Annotated in this window: 14 protein-coding genes; 1 reads left to right on the top strand and 13 read right to left on the bottom strand. The window is 48.9% G+C overall.

The features are described 5' to 3' along the window. Positions 1-13 precede the first annotated feature (13 nt). Genes ccsA through BM257_RS02430 form a run of 4 tightly spaced genes read right to left on the bottom strand, consistent with a single transcriptional unit; the run spans position 14 to position 6,761 of the window. Positions 14-2,182 carry a cytochrome c biogenesis protein CcsA gene (gene ccsA / locus BM257_RS02415; RefSeq protein ID WP_092067902.1) on the bottom strand — a complete coding sequence of 723 codons (2,169 nt, stop codon included), beginning with the start codon at positions 2,180-2,182 and terminating at the stop codon, positions 14-16. Between the two features lie 49 nt (positions 2,183-2,231). Next, positions 2,232-3,983, bottom strand: coding sequence for a di-heme oxidoredictase family protein (locus tag BM257_RS02420; RefSeq protein ID WP_255405450.1), 1,752 nt, complete (start codon positions 3,981-3,983; stop codon positions 2,232-2,234). A gap of 59 nt (positions 3,984-4,042) precedes the next feature. Continuing rightward, a complete protein-coding gene (locus tag BM257_RS02425; RefSeq protein WP_092067906.1) occupies positions 4,043-5,332 on the bottom strand; it encodes an imelysin family protein in 1,290 nt (429 codons plus the stop codon). A gap of 19 nt (positions 5,333-5,351) precedes the next feature. Then, the gene (locus tag BM257_RS02430) at positions 5,352-6,761 is read right to left on the bottom strand and encodes a hypothetical protein (RefSeq protein ID WP_255405499.1); all 1,410 of its coding nucleotides are present in this window, start codon (positions 6,759-6,761) and stop codon (positions 5,352-5,354) included. Between the two features lie 159 nt (positions 6,762-6,920). On the opposite strand from BM257_RS02430, the gene BM257_RS02435 reads away from it, so the two are divergent. Beyond that, the gene (locus BM257_RS02435; RefSeq protein WP_092067908.1) at positions 6,921-7,880 is read left to right on the top strand and encodes a LuxR C-terminal-related transcriptional regulator; all 960 of its coding nucleotides are present in this window, start codon (positions 6,921-6,923) and stop codon (positions 7,878-7,880) included. Positions 7,881-7,885: 5 nt separating this feature from the next. On the opposite strand, the gene BM257_RS02440 is transcribed toward BM257_RS02435, so the two are convergent. The 9 genes from BM257_RS02440 to BM257_RS02475 all read right to left on the bottom strand — a co-directional run bounded on the left by BM257_RS02440 (position 7,886) and on the right by BM257_RS02475 (position 17,007). After that, on the bottom strand, positions 7,886-8,482 hold the full coding sequence (locus BM257_RS02440; protein WP_092068420.1) for a response regulator transcription factor: 597 nt from the start codon (positions 8,480-8,482) through the stop codon (positions 7,886-7,888). Positions 8,483-8,501: 19 nt separating this feature from the next. Continuing rightward, complete coding sequence (locus BM257_RS02445; RefSeq protein WP_218154489.1) at positions 8,502-9,599, bottom strand: GTP pyrophosphokinase; 1,098 nt, start codon at positions 9,597-9,599, stop codon at positions 8,502-8,504. Positions 9,600-9,602: 3 nt separating this feature from the next. Further along, positions 9,603-9,905 carry an STAS domain-containing protein gene (locus tag BM257_RS15020; RefSeq protein WP_218154490.1) on the bottom strand — a complete coding sequence of 101 codons (303 nt, stop codon included), beginning with the start codon at positions 9,903-9,905 and terminating at the stop codon, positions 9,603-9,605. 12 nt (positions 9,906-9,917) lie between these two features. Then, entirely contained in the window at positions 9,918-10,721 is an 804-nt protein-coding gene (locus BM257_RS02450; RefSeq protein WP_092067910.1) for a hypothetical protein, read from the bottom strand. Positions 10,722-10,764: 43 nt separating this feature from the next. After that, positions 10,765-13,656: an ATP-binding cassette domain-containing protein gene (locus tag BM257_RS02455; RefSeq protein ID WP_255405458.1), complete on the bottom strand. Its 2,892-nt coding sequence runs from the start codon at positions 13,654-13,656 to the stop codon at positions 10,765-10,767. 93 nt (positions 13,657-13,749) lie between these two features. Beyond that, a complete protein-coding gene (locus tag BM257_RS02460) occupies positions 13,750-14,196 on the bottom strand; it encodes an ATP-binding protein (RefSeq protein ID WP_092067912.1) in 447 nt (148 codons plus the stop codon). Positions 14,197-14,280: 84 nt separating this feature from the next. Then, positions 14,281-15,432, bottom strand: coding sequence for a sodium ion-translocating decarboxylase subunit beta (locus tag BM257_RS02465; protein ID WP_092067914.1), 1,152 nt, complete (start codon positions 15,430-15,432; stop codon positions 14,281-14,283). A 46-nt stretch (positions 15,433-15,478) separates the two neighbouring features. Further along, positions 15,479-15,934: a biotin/lipoyl-containing protein gene (locus BM257_RS02470; protein WP_092067916.1), complete on the bottom strand. Its 456-nt coding sequence runs from the start codon at positions 15,932-15,934 to the stop codon at positions 15,479-15,481. Between the two features lie 38 nt (positions 15,935-15,972). Continuing rightward, positions 15,973-17,007: an OadG family protein gene (locus BM257_RS02475; RefSeq protein ID WP_092067918.1), complete on the bottom strand. Its 1,035-nt coding sequence runs from the start codon at positions 17,005-17,007 to the stop codon at positions 15,973-15,975. Position 17,008: the final 1 nt, after the last annotated feature.

Raw genomic sequence — 17,008 nt, forward strand, 5'->3', positions numbered from 1 at the left:
AAAACCAAAGGAATTACGCATAACTGTGCATTCCTCCCAAGAAATAATTCACCCCGAAGTAAGTCATGAGGATGGTCAGGAAGGCAAGTGTCATATACAGATGGTAGTATTGGGGCTTACGCAGGAAAGACAGAGACTGCTCATGTACCCCTACGGCATAGATCATAAAGGTAATCAGTGCCCATGTCTCCTTAGGGTCCCAGCTCCAATAGGTTCCCCATGACACATTCGCCCATATCGCCCCGATGAAGATACCTATGCCGAGGGTGGTGAGGGCAGGGAAGAGGAACAGCTGGGAGAGCAGTTTCAGCTCCTCAGCCTTCTGTCGCATCATCAATGCCGTGATACCACAGACGCAGGTGAAGGCGAGGAAGGCAAACGACATCATGATGACGCTGACGTGGAGCGTTAGCAGGGGAGAGTTGAGTACTGGCATCAGATGGGTGATCTGCGGGTCCATCTGTGAGATATGGCTCACCAGCAGGAAGAAGCCGGACAGCAGGAACCCGAAGGTGAGCATGATGGAGAACCACCGGCATACGATCAGTGCCAGCAGCATGATACTCCAGGCGAGGAAGAGCATGGTCTCATAACCATTAGACATCGGGATGGTGCCGGTGATGATCCAACGCAGGATAAGTCCTGATGACAAGGCGAGGAATACCAGTAAAAGGATCACCCGTTGGGCGAGGAAGGTGTGGCGTGTCTTGTTGAGGACCAATAACACGAACGACAAGATACCCATGGTGAGACATACCATAAAGAGGATGGTGGCAAACGCCACCTTATTATAGATACGCTCAGCCTTGACCTGTGTGGGTGTCGGCAGGGAAGAGCCTCCGAAGGTCTTCTGGTACGCAGCCATCTTGTCGATGAAGGCGTTGGCACGCTCATAGTTGCCAGCCTGTATCTCCCCGTTCAGCAGTGTGAACACGTCACGGATATATTTGCGGTGCTCCTCATTCATACTGTCAGGCAGGTTGTCGGTGGGGGCATACCATTTGGTGATACCCTTGTCCTGATAGGGCAGGAGCTTTAGCGGGCTGCCCTTATGCAGTTCCAGGACGAGCATCAGTTTCTCGTCCATCTTAGCCACCTGCTTATGGAAACTCTCCTGTTGCTGCCCTTGGTAGTATTCCTGTACGTAAGGTCCCAGAATGTAGCCGTTCTTCCCGAAGAAATAGTTCATGCTGGCATAGTCAGGCATGTTCAGCCGTTCCTTCAGCTCTCCCCCCTTAACCTTGATGACAGGTTCGTTGAGCCAGTCGTCATGGAAGAAGACAAAGCCCGTGAGCACCTGTTCCGCTGTATAGTCCTGATAGGAACGCTTGCCATAGAGCTTCTTGGTGAAATCGATGGCATAGGTCTGTACGGGGCACACCCTGTCGTTATAGACCATGAAGAGCTGCCCGAACTTCTCGGCAGTCTCTTGAGGAAGGACACGAGGGGTGGCGTGAAGCGGTGAGAGGTAAGAGGTAAGATGTAAGAGCGCCAATACCATCATGCTCCGCTTCAGAAGCGGGGAGCGCAGCAGTCGGCGATAGGTACCCTTGGGGTCGAGGAGCATCCATACAAGGGAGAGGAAGAGAAGGGCATAGCCCAGGTAGGTGACGGGGATGCCCCACGGGTCACTGTTCATGGCAAGGATACTGCCTTGCATATCCTCGTCGAAACTACTCTGATAGAGGCGTACACCATGGAACGATACGATATTGTTCATGGACACGGTAGCCTGTTCCTGGTGAGTGCCGTCGTCCATCGTGATGGTAGAGGCGTAGTCGGCTGCCGCCGTCGTCCCTTCATGATACGTCACCTCGAAACGGTCGAGTCTGACGGCGAAAGGCAGCGGGTGCAGCTGCATGTCCGCTGTCATATAACGGTCGGTACCTTGTCCTGTGCGCAGATAGATAATACCTTTCTCTGCCGTGAGATGGGTCAGTAATGCTCCCAGTAGGATGATGACGAATGACAGGTGAAGGGTAAGGGTGGAGAGCCGTCGTACCTTACGACCCAGGAAATAGGCGATGCCTGCAATAGTGAGCAATGCCCATAACAGGGAGAACCACCAGGAGCCATAGTAATGGTCGGCGACGTAAGATGTCCCTTGGTATTTCTCAACAATCGTGGCGACAGCCATGACGGCTATCACCACGATATATAATGCTATGACAATTTTCTTCATTATGTGCAAAGATACACATTATTTGCCATATTGGCAAGAAAAGTGTGTATTAAATTGATTCTATGAACTTCACGACAGCGTAACGGTCTGCTTTCGGAAGGTTGTAGAATTTGACGGCAGAGCTGTAGGCGTCCGACTGCTTGGAGTAGGCATGCCACATGATTGCCTCGATGACTGTACGGGCACGACAGTCGTGCAGACGGTCGTCGGAACCAGTCAGCTGACGGGACAGACCGCGTCCCCATAGTGGGGTGGTGCGGCACCAGCCTGTGCGGATGTCGTTCTCCATAAACAGCCGGTGTTGTACCATGTCTGTATAGGGCCAGATGGTCTGGTAGGGATATTTGGGTAACATGTCACTGGCGTCTTTGCCGATACTTGCGGCATAAGCCTTGATGCTGGCATCTACCCACATGTTGTCTGCTCCAGTCTTCCATGACGGACGATGGCACTGGGCGCATCCCATCTCTGTAAACAGGGTCTTACCACGCTGTACGTCCTTGTCGTCCAGGTCACGGGCGGCAGGAACGGCAAGACCACGGTGCCATACCATGAACTGGTAGTACTGCTTGTCGGACATCTCCTCCTCACCGCCATAGTACTCGTCGTTGAGCAGATACTTCTCGAAAGTGTCTTTGTAGGCTATGCTGGGGGTATTCAGCACCTCATAGACACGAGCCCTGATGCCCTCGTCGGTACCGTCGGCATAATAGGGGTGCAGGATACTCAGCGGAGAGGAGCCGTGCTCCTTGATATAGGCGATGACCTCCGCGTCCTCGCTCTGAGCCTGTGCCCATGCGGTGGTGGTGTAGAGCCAGTGACGGTCGGAACGGGTCACGTTAGTGATATTCCAGATGGCATTGGCACCGGCACCGTCCTGTAACGAACCACGTGTCATGGCATAGGTGAACTTCTTCACGGGTCCGTGGGTGCCATACTGTGAGCCAGTATCATTGTATCCAGACTTATAATAGGCGGAAGCGGCGAAGTCATTGGCAGCCTTGTCCCACATGGCGGGATTCAGTTCTACATAGGGAGCCTCTTTACGATACTGCTCACGCATGTCGTCATCGCTGATGGCGTCAATCAGTCCTGTGCCATAGACACCAATCGTAGACTCCAGACGTACCTCGTAATTGGTCGGTACGGGACTCGTGTTGAAGGCAGTGGCAGGTATCGTCACCTCAGGATAGATCAGATCGTATTTCTCACCGTCAGGGAAGGTCATTGCCAGACCGCTCGGCATCTTTTTCACGTCTTTCCATTCGATCTTGATCTGATTCTCATCGATAGGTGCCTTGAAAGGTGACATCGCTTGTGTCTGGGGCATACCCGTCACCTCGGAGATATAGCTGGAGGGTGCTGTCGTATAACGTACACCATCCTCTGTAAACGCCTCATTAGGATGGTATATCACCAACAGGTAACCATTACCGATGGTGTTGGCACGGTATTCTGTCTGGCGCTTGCCATGACCATAGCTGGGGTGACAGGCGATACATCCATTGCGGACCCATGCGGGACCGAGACCCTTACGGGGTGCTACGTCAAAGGTATACAGGTGCTCGAAGAAATCCTCACCCGTATTGAAGTCTTCTGTCATACCGGTGACCATCTCCACGGCAGGAGTAGGGGCGGAGTAACTGACATTCTTTGTGGTTCCTAACTGACCGCCAGGATACCACTCCTCAGCGGTGAAGACATCGTTCGCCTTGCCAAAGGCACTCTCCTCGGGTGTGAGGTTGCCGAGATTCTCGACGGTATTATCATCGGAACAGGCTGCCATAGTAATGACAGCCATTCCGAGCAATATTTTTGATAAGCTCTTCAATTGATGCATATTGGATTTGTTTTGTTCGTTTACTCTTCTACGTTCCAGTCCTCATCGTCAACAAACTCAATGCCCCAGATGGTGCTGCAGTACTTAACGAAAGGAGCAGGCATGCTGCCGATATTCGAGATGGCAGTATTGAATGCGTTAACGACACTGGTATTCACATTGGACTGATTGACACTGGCAAAGAACCCGTTAAAGCTGTTGCTCGTCGCATTGCCGTTGGTAGACCCGAACCACACATTGCGGATGGAACGGATGTTGTCCTGGAAGTCTGAGATGGAGTTGTAGCTATAGGGTGACTCTACGTATGAGATGTCGCCGGCAGAGAAGGGATTGGCAATCTTGGCGGTACCAACCTCATTGGCAATACCGACACAGCTGCCTTCATCATTCGAGAGGACCTGTGCGACAGCAGCCTTCAGGGTCTTAAAAGTACTCTTGCTGTCCTTGCCGGCACTAATCAGGTTCTCACTATAGCTGAGTCCGTTTTCTGTGACATAGTCAAGCCCTGCGGCTTTCACAACAGCGACACGGCTGGCGTTGGCAGTAGTCTCACCTTCCCATGCGACCTGCAACTGATAGCAACGCTGCTTCAGAAGGGTGCAGATGGTCTGTGCATAAGCAAGTTCCTTGGCGCCAGAGATTTTCTCAAAACCTTTGTAGGTGTCGTTAGACTGCAACTCGGCGACTTTACGTGGCTGACCATTGCGGAACAGGATGAACTCCAAAGCGTGGAAGCCAAGGATGGTGGCATCGTCCAACATCTCATCGCTCATACCGCTATTGAAGTAGTTCAGCAACAATGAACGGTTCAAGGGCCATGAGTCGATGGTCGGGTCGATATCGAAGTCTGAGGCGGCTCCCATCAGGAAGGCTTCGGAACGCTCCCAATTCAGACGGGCAGCCTTGAAGTCATCGCATGCCTTGTTAATCTGTGTCTGAGTGATGCTGTTGACTGTCAAACCGTTCAGCGTCTTCTCCAAGTCCTCAACATCATCAGCTAAGTCCGTATAAGTAGGAACGATGACGTTCTTAACCAGGTTCTGAAGTACCTGATAGAGAAAATTCTCTTGTTCGGTGGTTAAGTTGGACTGCGCAATCACGTTATTTGCATTCTCAAATTGAGCCACAACACTTGCGCAAGCGTCAATAGCGTTGTTGCCATAGCTCTTATCTTTGTACTTCGCATCGTCAACAATGGTAGAGCCAGCGTCGGGATCAGAATTGCCGGAACCTGTACTGTCATCACCACACGAAGTGAATGTCATGGTGCCCATCAGGGCTGCAAAGGATAAAATCAATAACTTTTTCATACGTTTTTATTATTTAGGTTTACATTGTCTTTTGTTTTAACTCATCCAGCTGTTGTTGCAACTGGTTGATGCGCTCGTTGAGCTTCTGCACGTCATATTGCTCCTGTTGGGCGAGTTTCTTGTGACCAAGGTCAAACCATCCCTCGTAAGCCACACCAAGGTTGAGAGACGGCTCATCATTATAGATCTTCTTCAGGAAACGATGGGAGTACTCTGCCTTGACCACCACTTGCTTGATGGGGTAGTAGTTGACACCGAAAGCCATGCGCTTCACCTCCGTATAGCCGTAGTCCGTATCCTTAGTCTTACTGGCATAGGGATTATATTGCTCATAACGTCCGAAGACATACATCTTCTGGTGGTGGTTACGCATATACTGAATCTGCGAGAAGATGTCGTAACCGGCCTCAATACCGATGGCGTATGCATTCTTGCTGACAAAAGCGGAGTGCTTATACGGTGACTTGGAGTTCAGACGGTTATAAACATATTTCAGTTGCTCGGCATCACCCAGGTAACCATAGTCAGCCTGTCCACGGACAATCCAGTTGTGGGCATTGTAGGTGAAATCTATAGAGCCGATTGCCACCACTCCTTTATACTCATTATCCACACCGTTGGCATTACGGGGATAACTGTTGCCAATGCTATGTCCGTAGTAGGTGCTCAGACCAATACGGAGTCCGGGAACGGTGTAGTTATCCATACGTAGGGCGATACCGTATTTGTTGGCGACATCAAACTCCAGCGGAGACTTATGTCCCTTATGGATCCAACCTGTATTGGTGAAGTGGTCAGCATTCAGACCGGCAAGGAATTGTGCCTCATAACGGAAGTCCTTATAGCGTCCCCAGAAAGAGATACCTGTTTGGTGCCAGGTGGAGGGGAGGATGGTGTTCTCACCCTCGGGGCGGTATACCGTAAAGAAATTCAACGGCTCATGATGGGCGTTGTTGAGACCGACAGGTACGACGATGTGTCCGGCACGGATGTTTGCCCATTTGGCGAATGACTTCTGGATCCAGAACTGTTCCAGCTCCACCTCACCGCCTTTCTCGGTTTCCTGTTCCCATTCACCGCCTTCTTCGTCTTCTTTTTCATAGGCGATACCGTTACCACCATGCTCAAACTCTATCTCTGTGCCGAAGGTCCATCCCTTACCGAAGTCATAGCCCAGATAGATGACGGCATGTGGAAGGTCGAAGCGTCCGTGGCTGGGGTCGTCCTTGTGCGCCTCAGGTTGACTGTAACGGCTGACATGGTCGCTGTAGAAGTTACGAGAGAACACGATCTCGCCATAGCCGCCAATACTGAGGCGGTCCCAGAATGTACGTTGTGACAGACTGTCGGATTTGATTTCTTGCTTCTCCTGTGCACCAACAGCGATACAGGTGGCAAGTAATGCGATGGTAAATAATACTTTCTTCATCATATCTATGTGTATCCTTGTTTTTTTTCGGTTGCAAAGGTATTATGTTTCATAAATCCCCACAATACCTAAAAATGATGAAATTGTTTGAAACTATTGCAAGAGTCCCGCAAAAGCAGTACTTTTGCAGCGTCAATATATATAATAAGGTATATAGATATGAAGAACTTGAAGATGTATGAACCCGAAGATAAGATGATCACGCTTATCAAGGATAACTATAATCTGCTGCAGGCTCTGGGTAGCTTCGGCATCAACCTCGGCTTCGGCGACAAGACGGTATGGGAGACGTGTGAGATCAATCACGTGGATACTTATACCTTCCTGGCAGTCGTCAACTTCACGATGAACGGTTCCACCAATCACGAGGATGACGAGCAGTTAGATGCCCGTACACTGCTTCGCTATCTGGAGGCGAGTCATGCCTATTTCCTTGACTACCAGTTGCCGTCTATCCGACGCCAGTTGGCGGAGAGCTTTGACGAGAATGACTCTCTGGGACATCTCATCATGAAGTTCTATGACGGCTATGCTCGTGAGATCCAACGCCACATGAAGTATGAGGAGAAAACACTGTTCCCTTATGTGACAGCACTATTGGAGGGACGGAAGGCAAATGACTATAATGTGGAGACCTTCTCAAAGCATCATGAGTCAACAGACAGGGCTTTACGTGAGCTGAAACTCATGATTATCAAATATCTTCCCTCCGATCCTCACAGTAATAACAAGCTGACGGCAACACTCTATGACATCTATAATAATGAGGAGTGGCTGAGACAACATGCGGACGTGGAGGATCATATCTTCGTACCGGCTATCCGTCGTCTGGAAGAGCAGCAGAAACAGGACACTGTCACAAAGAATATCTCCTCGATGGTGTTCAAGGGTGGACAGGATCGTGGTGAGGCATTGTCGGAACGTGAGAAAGATGTAATTGTCTCCTTGGTACAGGGTATGTCAAACAAGGAAATCGCGGATCATTTGTGTATTTCCACCAATACGGTGATTACCCACAGAAGGAATATTGCCCGCAAGTTACAGATTCACTCACCGGCAGGATTGACGATTTATGCGATAGTCAACGGACTCGTTGACATCTCTTCTGTCAAGTTGTGAGGTAATTAAATCTTATTGATATCCACGTATCCGTGCATCACCGCATAAATGGTAAGGGCGGATACACTTCTCATACCTAACTTGTCCATGATGTTCTTACGATGGGTGATAACGGTGGCAATTCCGATATTCAGCTTATCGGCAATCTCTTTGTTGATAAATCCCTGAACAATGAGAGACATCACCTCTATCTCACGGTCAGTAAGAATCTTCTGTTGCAGAACCTTAGGCATCTGGGGGAGGTTCCTTCCTCCTCCATGCGCATGTTGCTCCAACATTAACAGTTGGCGAATCAGTTGTGATTCAGGTTGGTTGATGCATAGGCTATGGAACTCCGACAACTGTGCAGTGTCTTCTAATTGGAGCGTCAGCACAATAGTCTTGCGCTGCCGTTCCTGAAAGAACTGTCTTTCTTGCAAGACGATATTCATTGCCACGAAATAGTGTACATACCTATCGGGTTGGTTGGCTTCCAACTCTGCGAAAGAGCCAAAGGTGTCAACCGTCATGATAGGCATGACATTCTGAAGGATTTGTTTAAGACCCAGCGTAGCCAGCGTGTTGGAGTCAATGATGGCAATGATGGGGCGTCCTTGTGGCATGTGCTCCATGTCTATTTGCTTATTTGTTATTCATAAAAGCGAGCTTCGAGGCTTGCTCCATGATAATCTGGGCCATATCATTATGAAGTTCGGAGGGACCGTTGATGGTGTCAAACATCCATCGGATAGAAGATTTCCCTCCGTCATTTTTCAGGATATGGACAATACAGAGGTTCTGTAAACCGATATTGGAAGAGAGAATGTCAATGTCAGTAGAACCTAATTGGAAGAGTGCTAATTGGTATGCGTCCTCGTAGTTCTCGTTGATCATCCGCTCAATATCTCCCAGAGTGTTCATTTTCAAGGCACGTAAGAGTGGGAGATAGGGCATCGGTGAGGCAGGATGCAACTCTGCCTGTGTGATAGCGGCAATCTGTTTGTTCAGCTTATCGAAAGGTTGTAAATTGATATATGTCTTGAAAGTGTCACCGTCAAGGAGGACTTCTTCCAGTTTACCGTCTTTCACTAAGCTTTCCATACGTCTGCGATAGTCGCTAATATCAGTACGGATACGACTGAACTCATTATCGGCTAACTCCAGTATACCGGCAAGACGACTTAGGTTGCGGTGATACTCCAAAGGTGTCTCAATATCACTTTTGTAGCCGATGTCATGTTGGATAGCTGACCATACGTGCTGTAATGCCGTACGCATCTGTAACTCGAAGGGAATCTGGTTCAGTTCCGGATTCTCCTCGTTGTAGTACAGTTGCTTGGGAAGTCTGCAGATATAATGCAGTGAATTATAGCCAAAACTGTCGTACTGGTGCATCTTCCGCTTGTCAATGGAGTTCGACCAGTCCACTTCAAACAGGGTCTCTGCCATTGATGCGATACGGTCGACATCCTCGTTGTAGAACGTGATGATGCGGCAACCGAAGATATCAGTGATATCGTAGATGGACTGATACTTGTCCCCCTTACGTTCAAGTTTACCCGCCAGAGAGCGTTCCGCTTTGATGCGTGACTCCATGGCGTTTAGCTCGATACCGGCGTTCTTGACCATTTCACTGAGTTTCCTCATTACCACCTGCTGAAGAAGACGGTATTTCGGGAGTAGTTCCCGATAGTCTTCTATCAGCATGGTGCAATGTAGGTCCAGTCCGTAGTCTTTCATCGTTTACTTAATCTCAAAGAGATTATAGAAACCGGTCATCATGAATACTTTTTTAATCTCATCATTGATGTTCTCAATAATGACCTTTCCGCCTTTGGAAGCTGTCTCTTTGCGGAGACTGAGGAAAAGGCGAAGACCCGAACTGCTGATATAATCCAATTTAGTACAATCGAGTGTGATTACTTTGTCGGCATTATCCATCAGCGGTTGCATGTCTTTTGACGCCTGTACTGCGGCAGGGGTGTCAAGACGACCGCTCATCAAAGCGGTAAAACCGCCATTTTGTTCTTGAATCTCAATAGTCATAGTAATAATCTATTATTTTATGATAGCCTTACGGGCTGCGTCGATTTTATCTTTTGCCTCAGTGAGCTGAGTCTTCATCTGGTCAACACTGGTAGCGTTGAGCACCTTTAATGGAGCAACTGCCTCAGCAACGGGCTTGATGTCAGCGTCATATGCGGTGAGACGGTCGATGGCATCGAGGATGACAATGATACGGAAAGTAACGTCAGAGACAGCCTCATCAGTGAAGGTGCTGAGGAACTTGTCGGTGTTCTGGTTCATTACATAAAGCTCCTCAACCAGAGCGGCTGCTGCCAACTGCCAGAAGAAATTGATACGTCCGTTCTCATCCATAGCATCATACAATGTGGTGGATGTCTCGAAAAGGGTGTTGGCATCGTCAATAGCCTTGAAAGAAGGATCGTTGATGTCAGCGATAAGCTTGGTAATTGCCTTGTCGTAATCTTCTGTCGGCATCTCATACAGAGCAGCAATCTTTCTGTCTACGTTGAGGGCACTCAGGATGCGGTATTTCTCAGCCAGTGTAGTAGCCTCCTCAGCAACATTGGCATTCAACAGATAGTCAGGCTTTACCTGTTTCTCTTCCTTGGTCAGCGTGATACCACCGTTACCCTCCTGAACGAAAGGAAGCTGCTTGAGCTTACCGAGATCAGCGGCGATACTGTCAATATGCATCTTGATGCTGGCCTCAATCTGTTGCTGTTCAAAACTTTTCAGAGAATCTGCCTCCTCTGTGTTCTGGGCATTTTTCTGTCCTCCACATGCTGCAAAAACGACAGCAGCGAATGCAATTGCTAATACTGATAATTTCTTCATTTTGTTTAAAATTTAAGTTATTAAATGTTTTATATTTATTTTCTCATTGTTGGTTTTTCCGGATATATCGTCCTGGACAGTCTGTCAACAGGAGGATAGTAACGATGATACTCATCAGGAGAAGTACTGCCATATTGAACCACAGGGTCTTGACAGGGGTGTTACCCAGTATCTTCACACTACTGTAGAAGGGTGCGCGTCCCATCCTGTTGCGGGGAGTAAGGAAGATAGGACCCGTGCGTGGCACGATGGTATTGTCAATCACATCAAGTAACCGATGGTGTCCTGCGCTGATGACAAAGTCTTCCAACTTGAGGTTGAAGTTGTTGTGTTTCAGGTCAAGCAAGGCATCCTTGCCGTAGTTACGGATAAAGTCTGCCGTCAGCGCATCCACCTTGAGGGTTGCCTGATTACTACGTTTGGAGAGAATCTTCTCTGCCTCTTTCATATAATTATAGAGTGACGTGTAAGACTCATCACCCTGATAGGCTTTCATACCGCAGTATTCTGTCACAACAGGCAGGTTGGTACGTATCACCTCCATGTGTTCCGGTTTCACGTCCTTCCCATGTGTCTGCTCGTCTTTGAGTGTCTCCAACTGTGACTGTAGCTCATAGAGATAGCCGACATTATAGAACTGCGTCTCATATTTCTCCTTGTCCAGTTTGAAGAACAGGCGTTCATACTTATTATCTGTGAATGATGTGACAGCGAGTGCCTCGAACGACCAACGTGAAGGGATGAGGTCGCCAATGATGGGTACATTACCTGTCTTGCTCTTTGGCGTCAGGTCCGAGAAACTGACAACCAGTCCACAGAGCAGGATTTGTGGAATGAGCAGCAGAGGGATACTGATATAGATAGCTACAACGGAGTTCAAACACTGGGAGAGCAACAGTCCTGTCAGACTAGCCAGAAAGGCGGTGACAAACAGGATGAGCCACCATGTCCAGAACAATCCGTGGAGTCCCATGATGGCATTGCCGATGATTATAAACAAGAGGGTCTGTATCAATGAGACACCTGCCATATAGACAATCTTAGACCAGATGTAACTGCCGTATGAGAGGTTGAGGAAACTCTCACGCTTCAACAGGGCACGATCTTTGATGATCTCCTCTGCACTGCCGCTCATGCCAATAAAAGTGGCGACGATGACAGCCATGAAGAAATAGCTCACCAGGTTCTTGTTGTTCATGACTGTATAGCCCTCGGGTGGCGCATAGCGTGTGAGAAAAGCACAGATGACAGCCAGGACAGGTGCTACCAATAACGTGATACACAGGTATTGGATATTGGTGACCTTCGTCTTGATATTACGGCGAAGGAAGATAGCAAACTGTTTCAGTTTCCCGGGCTTCCTCTGGTCCGACGGTGGTACGTCAGTGACAGATGGCGCTTCCATCTCTTTCCTGTTCTTCAGATACATCTCATGCCACTCCTGCGGTGTCGTCTTTCGCTCGTCGGAAGGCTCTCCTGTATTGCTGAGTGCTTTCTCGTCGATGATGTTGAGCACAATCTCAGGATTGACATTACCACAGGTTGGACAGGCACTCGTCTCTGCGTCGGCATAGTTCGCTGCCTCCTTGAAATAGGTGATCGCATCAATGGGATTGCCGTCAAAGACAGGATAGCCTCCTCTGTCAAGCAGCCACAGACGGTCGAACAACTTATAGACATCACTCGACGGCTGGTGGATGTTAACAATGATGAGCTTTCCTTTGAAAGTCAATTCCTTTAACAGGTTGATGACCTTCTCCGTATCTGCTGATGACAATCCTGATGTCGGCTCGTCCAGAAAGAGAACGGCAGGCTCACGGATCAGCTCCAAAGCGATATTCAGTCGCTTGCGCTGTCCTCCTGAAATATATTTGTTGATAGCAGAACCTGCCTTTAGATCCTTCACGGCATCCAGTCCTAGGTCTTTGAGGGTCTTCATGACACGCTTGTCGATGTCTTCAGCGGACATACCCTCAAAACAGAGCTTGGCAGTATACCATAGGTTCTGGTAGACCGTGAGTTCCTCAATGAGCAAGTCGTCCTGAGGCACGAAACCTATCAGGTCTTTGGCAGCAGGCTCTGAGATGTCGTGTCCGTTAATCGTGATACTTCCCTCCTGAGGTTTCAGACTGCCGTTCAATAGTGACAACAACGTTGTCTTACCTGTGCCTGAGCCTCCCATGATAGCCAGCAGTTCACCATTATGCAGGTTGAAACTCAGGTCATGCATGCCATTGTCGCTGTTGGGGAAACGGAAATTGATGTTACGTCCGCAGAACGCTACGTCTTCCGTCTTGTCATCCTCGTTGCTATAGGCACTGGCTATTGTGGAATAGTATAAGGGTTTCCCGTTGCTGCTCTTTAGTACACTGCTTTGTAGCCACACCTGATAGGCTCCGGAAAGAACAGGAACATCATTCAGCAGGACGGTGTCTTCTCCCATGTAAGTGAAGATAAGAAGTCCTGTCACACTGTCCATGAGGGTTTTCAACGCTCCATCAAATCCTTCTGGATGATGAATCATCACATGTGCAGTAGTTTGATTGGTGGCATAGGCGTAGAAGTCGTCATACTGTGTCTGTGGAATGTTGAACTTCTCCGCCATGGTGGTAAACATACTGTCTGCCTTCAGCCCATCGTCGCTGCAGAATTCCATAAGACGCAGCAACAACAGTGACTCTTCTTCAGGACGAATCTTCCCATGCAGACTGGAGCAGATGGCTGCTACAGTCTCTTGGGTATTCATATCCTCCGTCATCTCATAAGCCCCTCGCATGTCACTGTAAAGGTCGAGATAGAGGTCGGTATTCCTGATGCCGAAATGATGACGCAAATAACTGACTAGCATGTCTTTTGCCCATGCCTCATCCACTTGCTCTTCCTTGCCGAACAGAGCAAACAGACTGATAAAACTGGATAATATGACGTCAGTCATTTACTTATTTAGATTTGCAAATTTATAAAAAAAAACTTTTAGCCTCTTATCGTACTAGTTAAAAAATACTAAAAGGCATTGCCCCTATACTTTCTATGTGTCGCATGATGTCAGGCTTTTACGTAGTGTCAGTACATTCTTGTTATCAACACGTTCATATTTGACAGAATCCATAATCTGTCGGACGAGAAAAATCCCCAGTCCACCAATCGGACGCTCCTCGGCACTAAGAGTGATGTCTGCGTCCTCTTGCTGGGTCGGGTCGAAAGGCACACCTTTGTCTGTGATGACGAACTGCAGGTAATGAGGAGTGACCAGGGCGTCAATATCAATGAGTCCTGTCCCTTCCTGATAGGCATAGAGCACGACATTTGTCGCAGCTTCCTCTATGGCAAGGTTGAGGCTGGCAACAAGTGCCATGTCAACACCTGCCTCTTCACAGAATGTCTCAATGAATTCTGGGAGCTTTGTCAGCTCATCCACCTCGTTCTTAATAGTTAGACGACGTGTCTTTGCGCCTTCTTCTTGTTGACTTCTCATAGTGCCTTATGTATAATAACCCTGCAAAGATACAAAAAAAATGGCAATCCGTTAAAAGATTGCCATTTTTTTTGTAATTGATGCTTATGATAAGAATCCTAATAGTGCACCGGCAGCCACCGCGGAGCCGATGACACCTGCCACATTGGGACCCATGGCGTGCATCAGTAGGAAGTTGTGACGGTCGTACTCCAGTCCGAGATTGTTGGAGATACGTGCTGCCATTGGAACGGCACTCACACCTGCATTACCAATCAGCGGGTTCAGTTTCTTGTCTTTCGGCAGGAAGAGGTTCATGATCTTTACGAAGCAGACACCACTCATGGTGGCGATGATGAAGGCACCGGCACCAATAGCGAAGATGTAGATAGTGTTGATGGTCAGGAACTCAGAAGCCTGTGTGGAACACCCTACGGTCAGTCCTAACAGCATCACTACGATGTCATTCAGCGCAGCGCCGGCAGTCTTGGCAAGACGAGTTGTCTTACCCGACTCTTTCAGAAGGTTACCGAAGAAGAGCATACCCAAAAGGGGAAGACCTGACGGTACGATGAAAGTTGTCAGCAACAGTCCGATAATCGGGAACAGGATGCGCTCTGTCTGTGACACCTCACGTGCCGGTTTCATCTTGATGACACGCTCTTTCTTGGTAGTGAGCAGACGCATCAAAGGCGGCTGAATCAGGGGCACCAATGCCATATAGCTATAGGCACAGACAGCAATGGCTCCCATCAGGTTGGGGGAGAGCTTGCTCGACAAGAAGATCGCGGTAGGACCGTCAGCACCTCCAATGATAGCAATACCTGCTGCCTGGTTAGGCTCGAAACCTAAAGCGAGGGCAAACATATATGCTCCGAAGATACCAAACTGTGCGGCAGCGCCTACCAGCATCAGTTTCGGGTTGGCAAGCAAGGCGGAGAAGTCCGTCATGGCACCGATTCCCAAGAAGATCAGTGGGGGATACCATCCTTGACGGACACCCTGATAGAAGATGTTCAATACGGAATTGTCCTCATAGAGACCGATCTCCAGTCCGGCATCGGCACGGAAGGGAATGTTCCCGAGGATGATACCCAGACCAATGGGCACCAGCAGCAGCGGCTCGAAGTCTTTCTTGATGGCTAGCCAGATGAAGAGCGCGCCTACAGCTATCATGATGAGGTTTCCTGTCGTGGCATTGGCGAAGCCAGTATAGGTCAGGAACTCATTGAAGTTTTCTACGATAAATTGCCACATAATATTGTCGTTATTTCGTTATTACGATATTTCGATATGGACGAAATTAACCAATGGTGAGCAACACGGCACCTTCCATCACTGAATCACCAGGGTTGACGGTGATAGAGGTGACGGTACCTGCATACTCTGCCTCGATGTTGTTCTGCATCTTCATCGCCTCTAATACAATCACGGTATCGCCCACCTTGACGGTATCGCCCACTTTGACATTAATACTGGTAATCGTACCAGGCAGCGGTGCCTTCTGGGCATTGCCGGTACCAACTGGAGCAGCGGGCTGCGCTGGAGCGGCAGGCTTTTCCGGGGCATTCGTGGTGACAGGCTTGGGAGCCTCAACCTTGGGTTTCACAATGGTGGGGTGCTTTGCCGCATTGATGGGCTGTTGCAGTTCTACCTCAAAGGGAATGCCATTGACATTGACTTTGGCGATGTTGCCTTCTACTTCCTCGATTTCTACTTCGTAGTCAACACCTTGTACTTTATATTGATACTTATTCATAACTTCAATTTTATTATCTTTTTTTGACTTTGTCAATATTATTTCAGCTCTGGTCCCGTGGGGATATGCTGAGACTGTGGGACAGCCGGACTCACTGGCTCATGGAAATGGGTCATCTGCGAGTATTCATCATCCCAGCCGGTATCGCGATGCTTGATGGTGATGACACCACTTTCCACGTCATGGACATCGTCGCGGTATTGTTGGAGCGCCATACCGATGACGGCGAGATATACCTCTTTGTCGATACCCTTGGTCTTCAGACCTTCCTGCAGAATGACACCCGTCTTGTGTCCTACCTCCATGGTCTTCTCCACGGTCTTAGTGATAGGTTTGATAGGCTGAGTGTTGATAACCTTCTTCGCCGTCTCCTGATGACGCATGAACATGCCGAAGAGGGTAAAGAATATCCAGAGGAGGGCAAGACAGAGGAATACGATGCTCATCGCCATGATAGCCATTGCAAAACCATGGGGATCCTCTCGTTTGAACTTCTCTATCTTTGACTCGCTGACAGTTGTGATATTCTGAATTCCTACAGTCACACGATCACCTGACTTCATTTCCCAGTCGGCAGGGGTCCCGTTGTTGGCGATACGGGCATATGACTGATCAGCTTGCAGGACAGGGACTGTCACAGAGTCGATGAGTTGCGTGGCATTACCATTGTAAAGGGCAATCCACGTAGGTTTGGAAGGGTCAACCTTGACAGTTAGGTGCAGGGAACCTTTAGCGGGCTGACTGTTCAGTTGGAACACGATGAGCTGGCGACCGCTTAGGTTGGTACGAGTTTCACCGTTGGGGATGATGCTCATACGCTTGACGCGCTCTGGCACACTCATCGATTTGTCAAGTACGGAACGGTCGGTTGTCAGGTACATGCCACGGATATTGTAAGTGGAGTGTGAGATGTTGGCAATCTCCACCCAGGCATGTCGTGTCCCGTATTCGTCAATCAGGCTCGACTGGTTGTCGGTCATCACCTCGTTGAGTTTGATGCTGGCGTCCATCTGGGCGTGCATCGGGAGGCTGGCGACAGTCAGTAAGCCTAACAGGAATGAGATTTTTTTCATA

The organism is Prevotella sp. tf2-5 (assembly GCF_900115435.1).
Lineage (GTDB): Bacteria > Bacteroidota > Bacteroidia > Bacteroidales > Bacteroidaceae > Prevotella.

Bases quoted from the DNA above. Each gene is read 5' to 3' on its own strand.
- ccsA (WP_092067902.1), bottom strand. From the start codon at position 2,182: ATGAAGAAAATTGTCATAGCATTATATATCGTGGTGATAGCCGTCATG.
- BM257_RS02420 (WP_255405450.1), bottom strand. From the start codon at position 3,983: ATGGCTGTCATTACTATGGCAGCCTGTTCCGATGATAATACCGTCGAG.
- BM257_RS02425 (WP_092067906.1), bottom strand. From the start codon at position 5,332: ATGAAAAAGTTATTGATTTTATCCTTTGCAGCCCTGATGGGCACCATG.
- BM257_RS02430 (WP_255405499.1), bottom strand. From the start codon at position 6,761: ATGAAGAAAGTATTATTTACCATCGCATTACTTGCCACCTGTATCGCT.
- BM257_RS02435 (WP_092067908.1), top strand. From the start codon at position 6,921: ATGAAGAACTTGAAGATGTATGAACCCGAAGATAAGATGATCACGCTT.
- BM257_RS02440 (WP_092068420.1), bottom strand. From the start codon at position 8,482: ATGCCACAAGGACGCCCCATCATTGCCATCATTGACTCCAACACGCTG.
- BM257_RS02445 (WP_218154489.1), bottom strand. From the start codon at position 9,599: ATGAAAGACTACGGACTGGACCTACATTGCACCATGCTGATAGAAGAC.
- BM257_RS15020 (WP_218154490.1), bottom strand. From the start codon at position 9,905: ATGACTATTGAGATTCAAGAACAAAATGGCGGTTTTACCGCTTTGATG.
- BM257_RS02450 (WP_092067910.1), bottom strand. From the start codon at position 10,721: ATGAAGAAATTATCAGTATTAGCAATTGCATTCGCTGCTGTCGTTTTT.
- BM257_RS02455 (WP_255405458.1), bottom strand. From the start codon at position 13,656: ATGACTGACGTCATATTATCCAGTTTTATCAGTCTGTTTGCTCTGTTC.
- BM257_RS02460 (WP_092067912.1), bottom strand. From the start codon at position 14,196: ATGAGAAGTCAACAAGAAGAAGGCGCAAAGACACGTCGTCTAACTATT.
- BM257_RS02465 (WP_092067914.1), bottom strand. From the start codon at position 15,432: ATGTGGCAATTTATCGTAGAAAACTTCAATGAGTTCCTGACCTATACT.
- BM257_RS02470 (WP_092067916.1), bottom strand. From the start codon at position 15,934: ATGAATAAGTATCAATATAAAGTACAAGGTGTTGACTACGAAGTAGAA.
- BM257_RS02475 (WP_092067918.1), bottom strand. From the start codon at position 17,007: ATGAAAAAAATCTCATTCCTGTTAGGCTTACTGACTGTCGCCAGCCTC.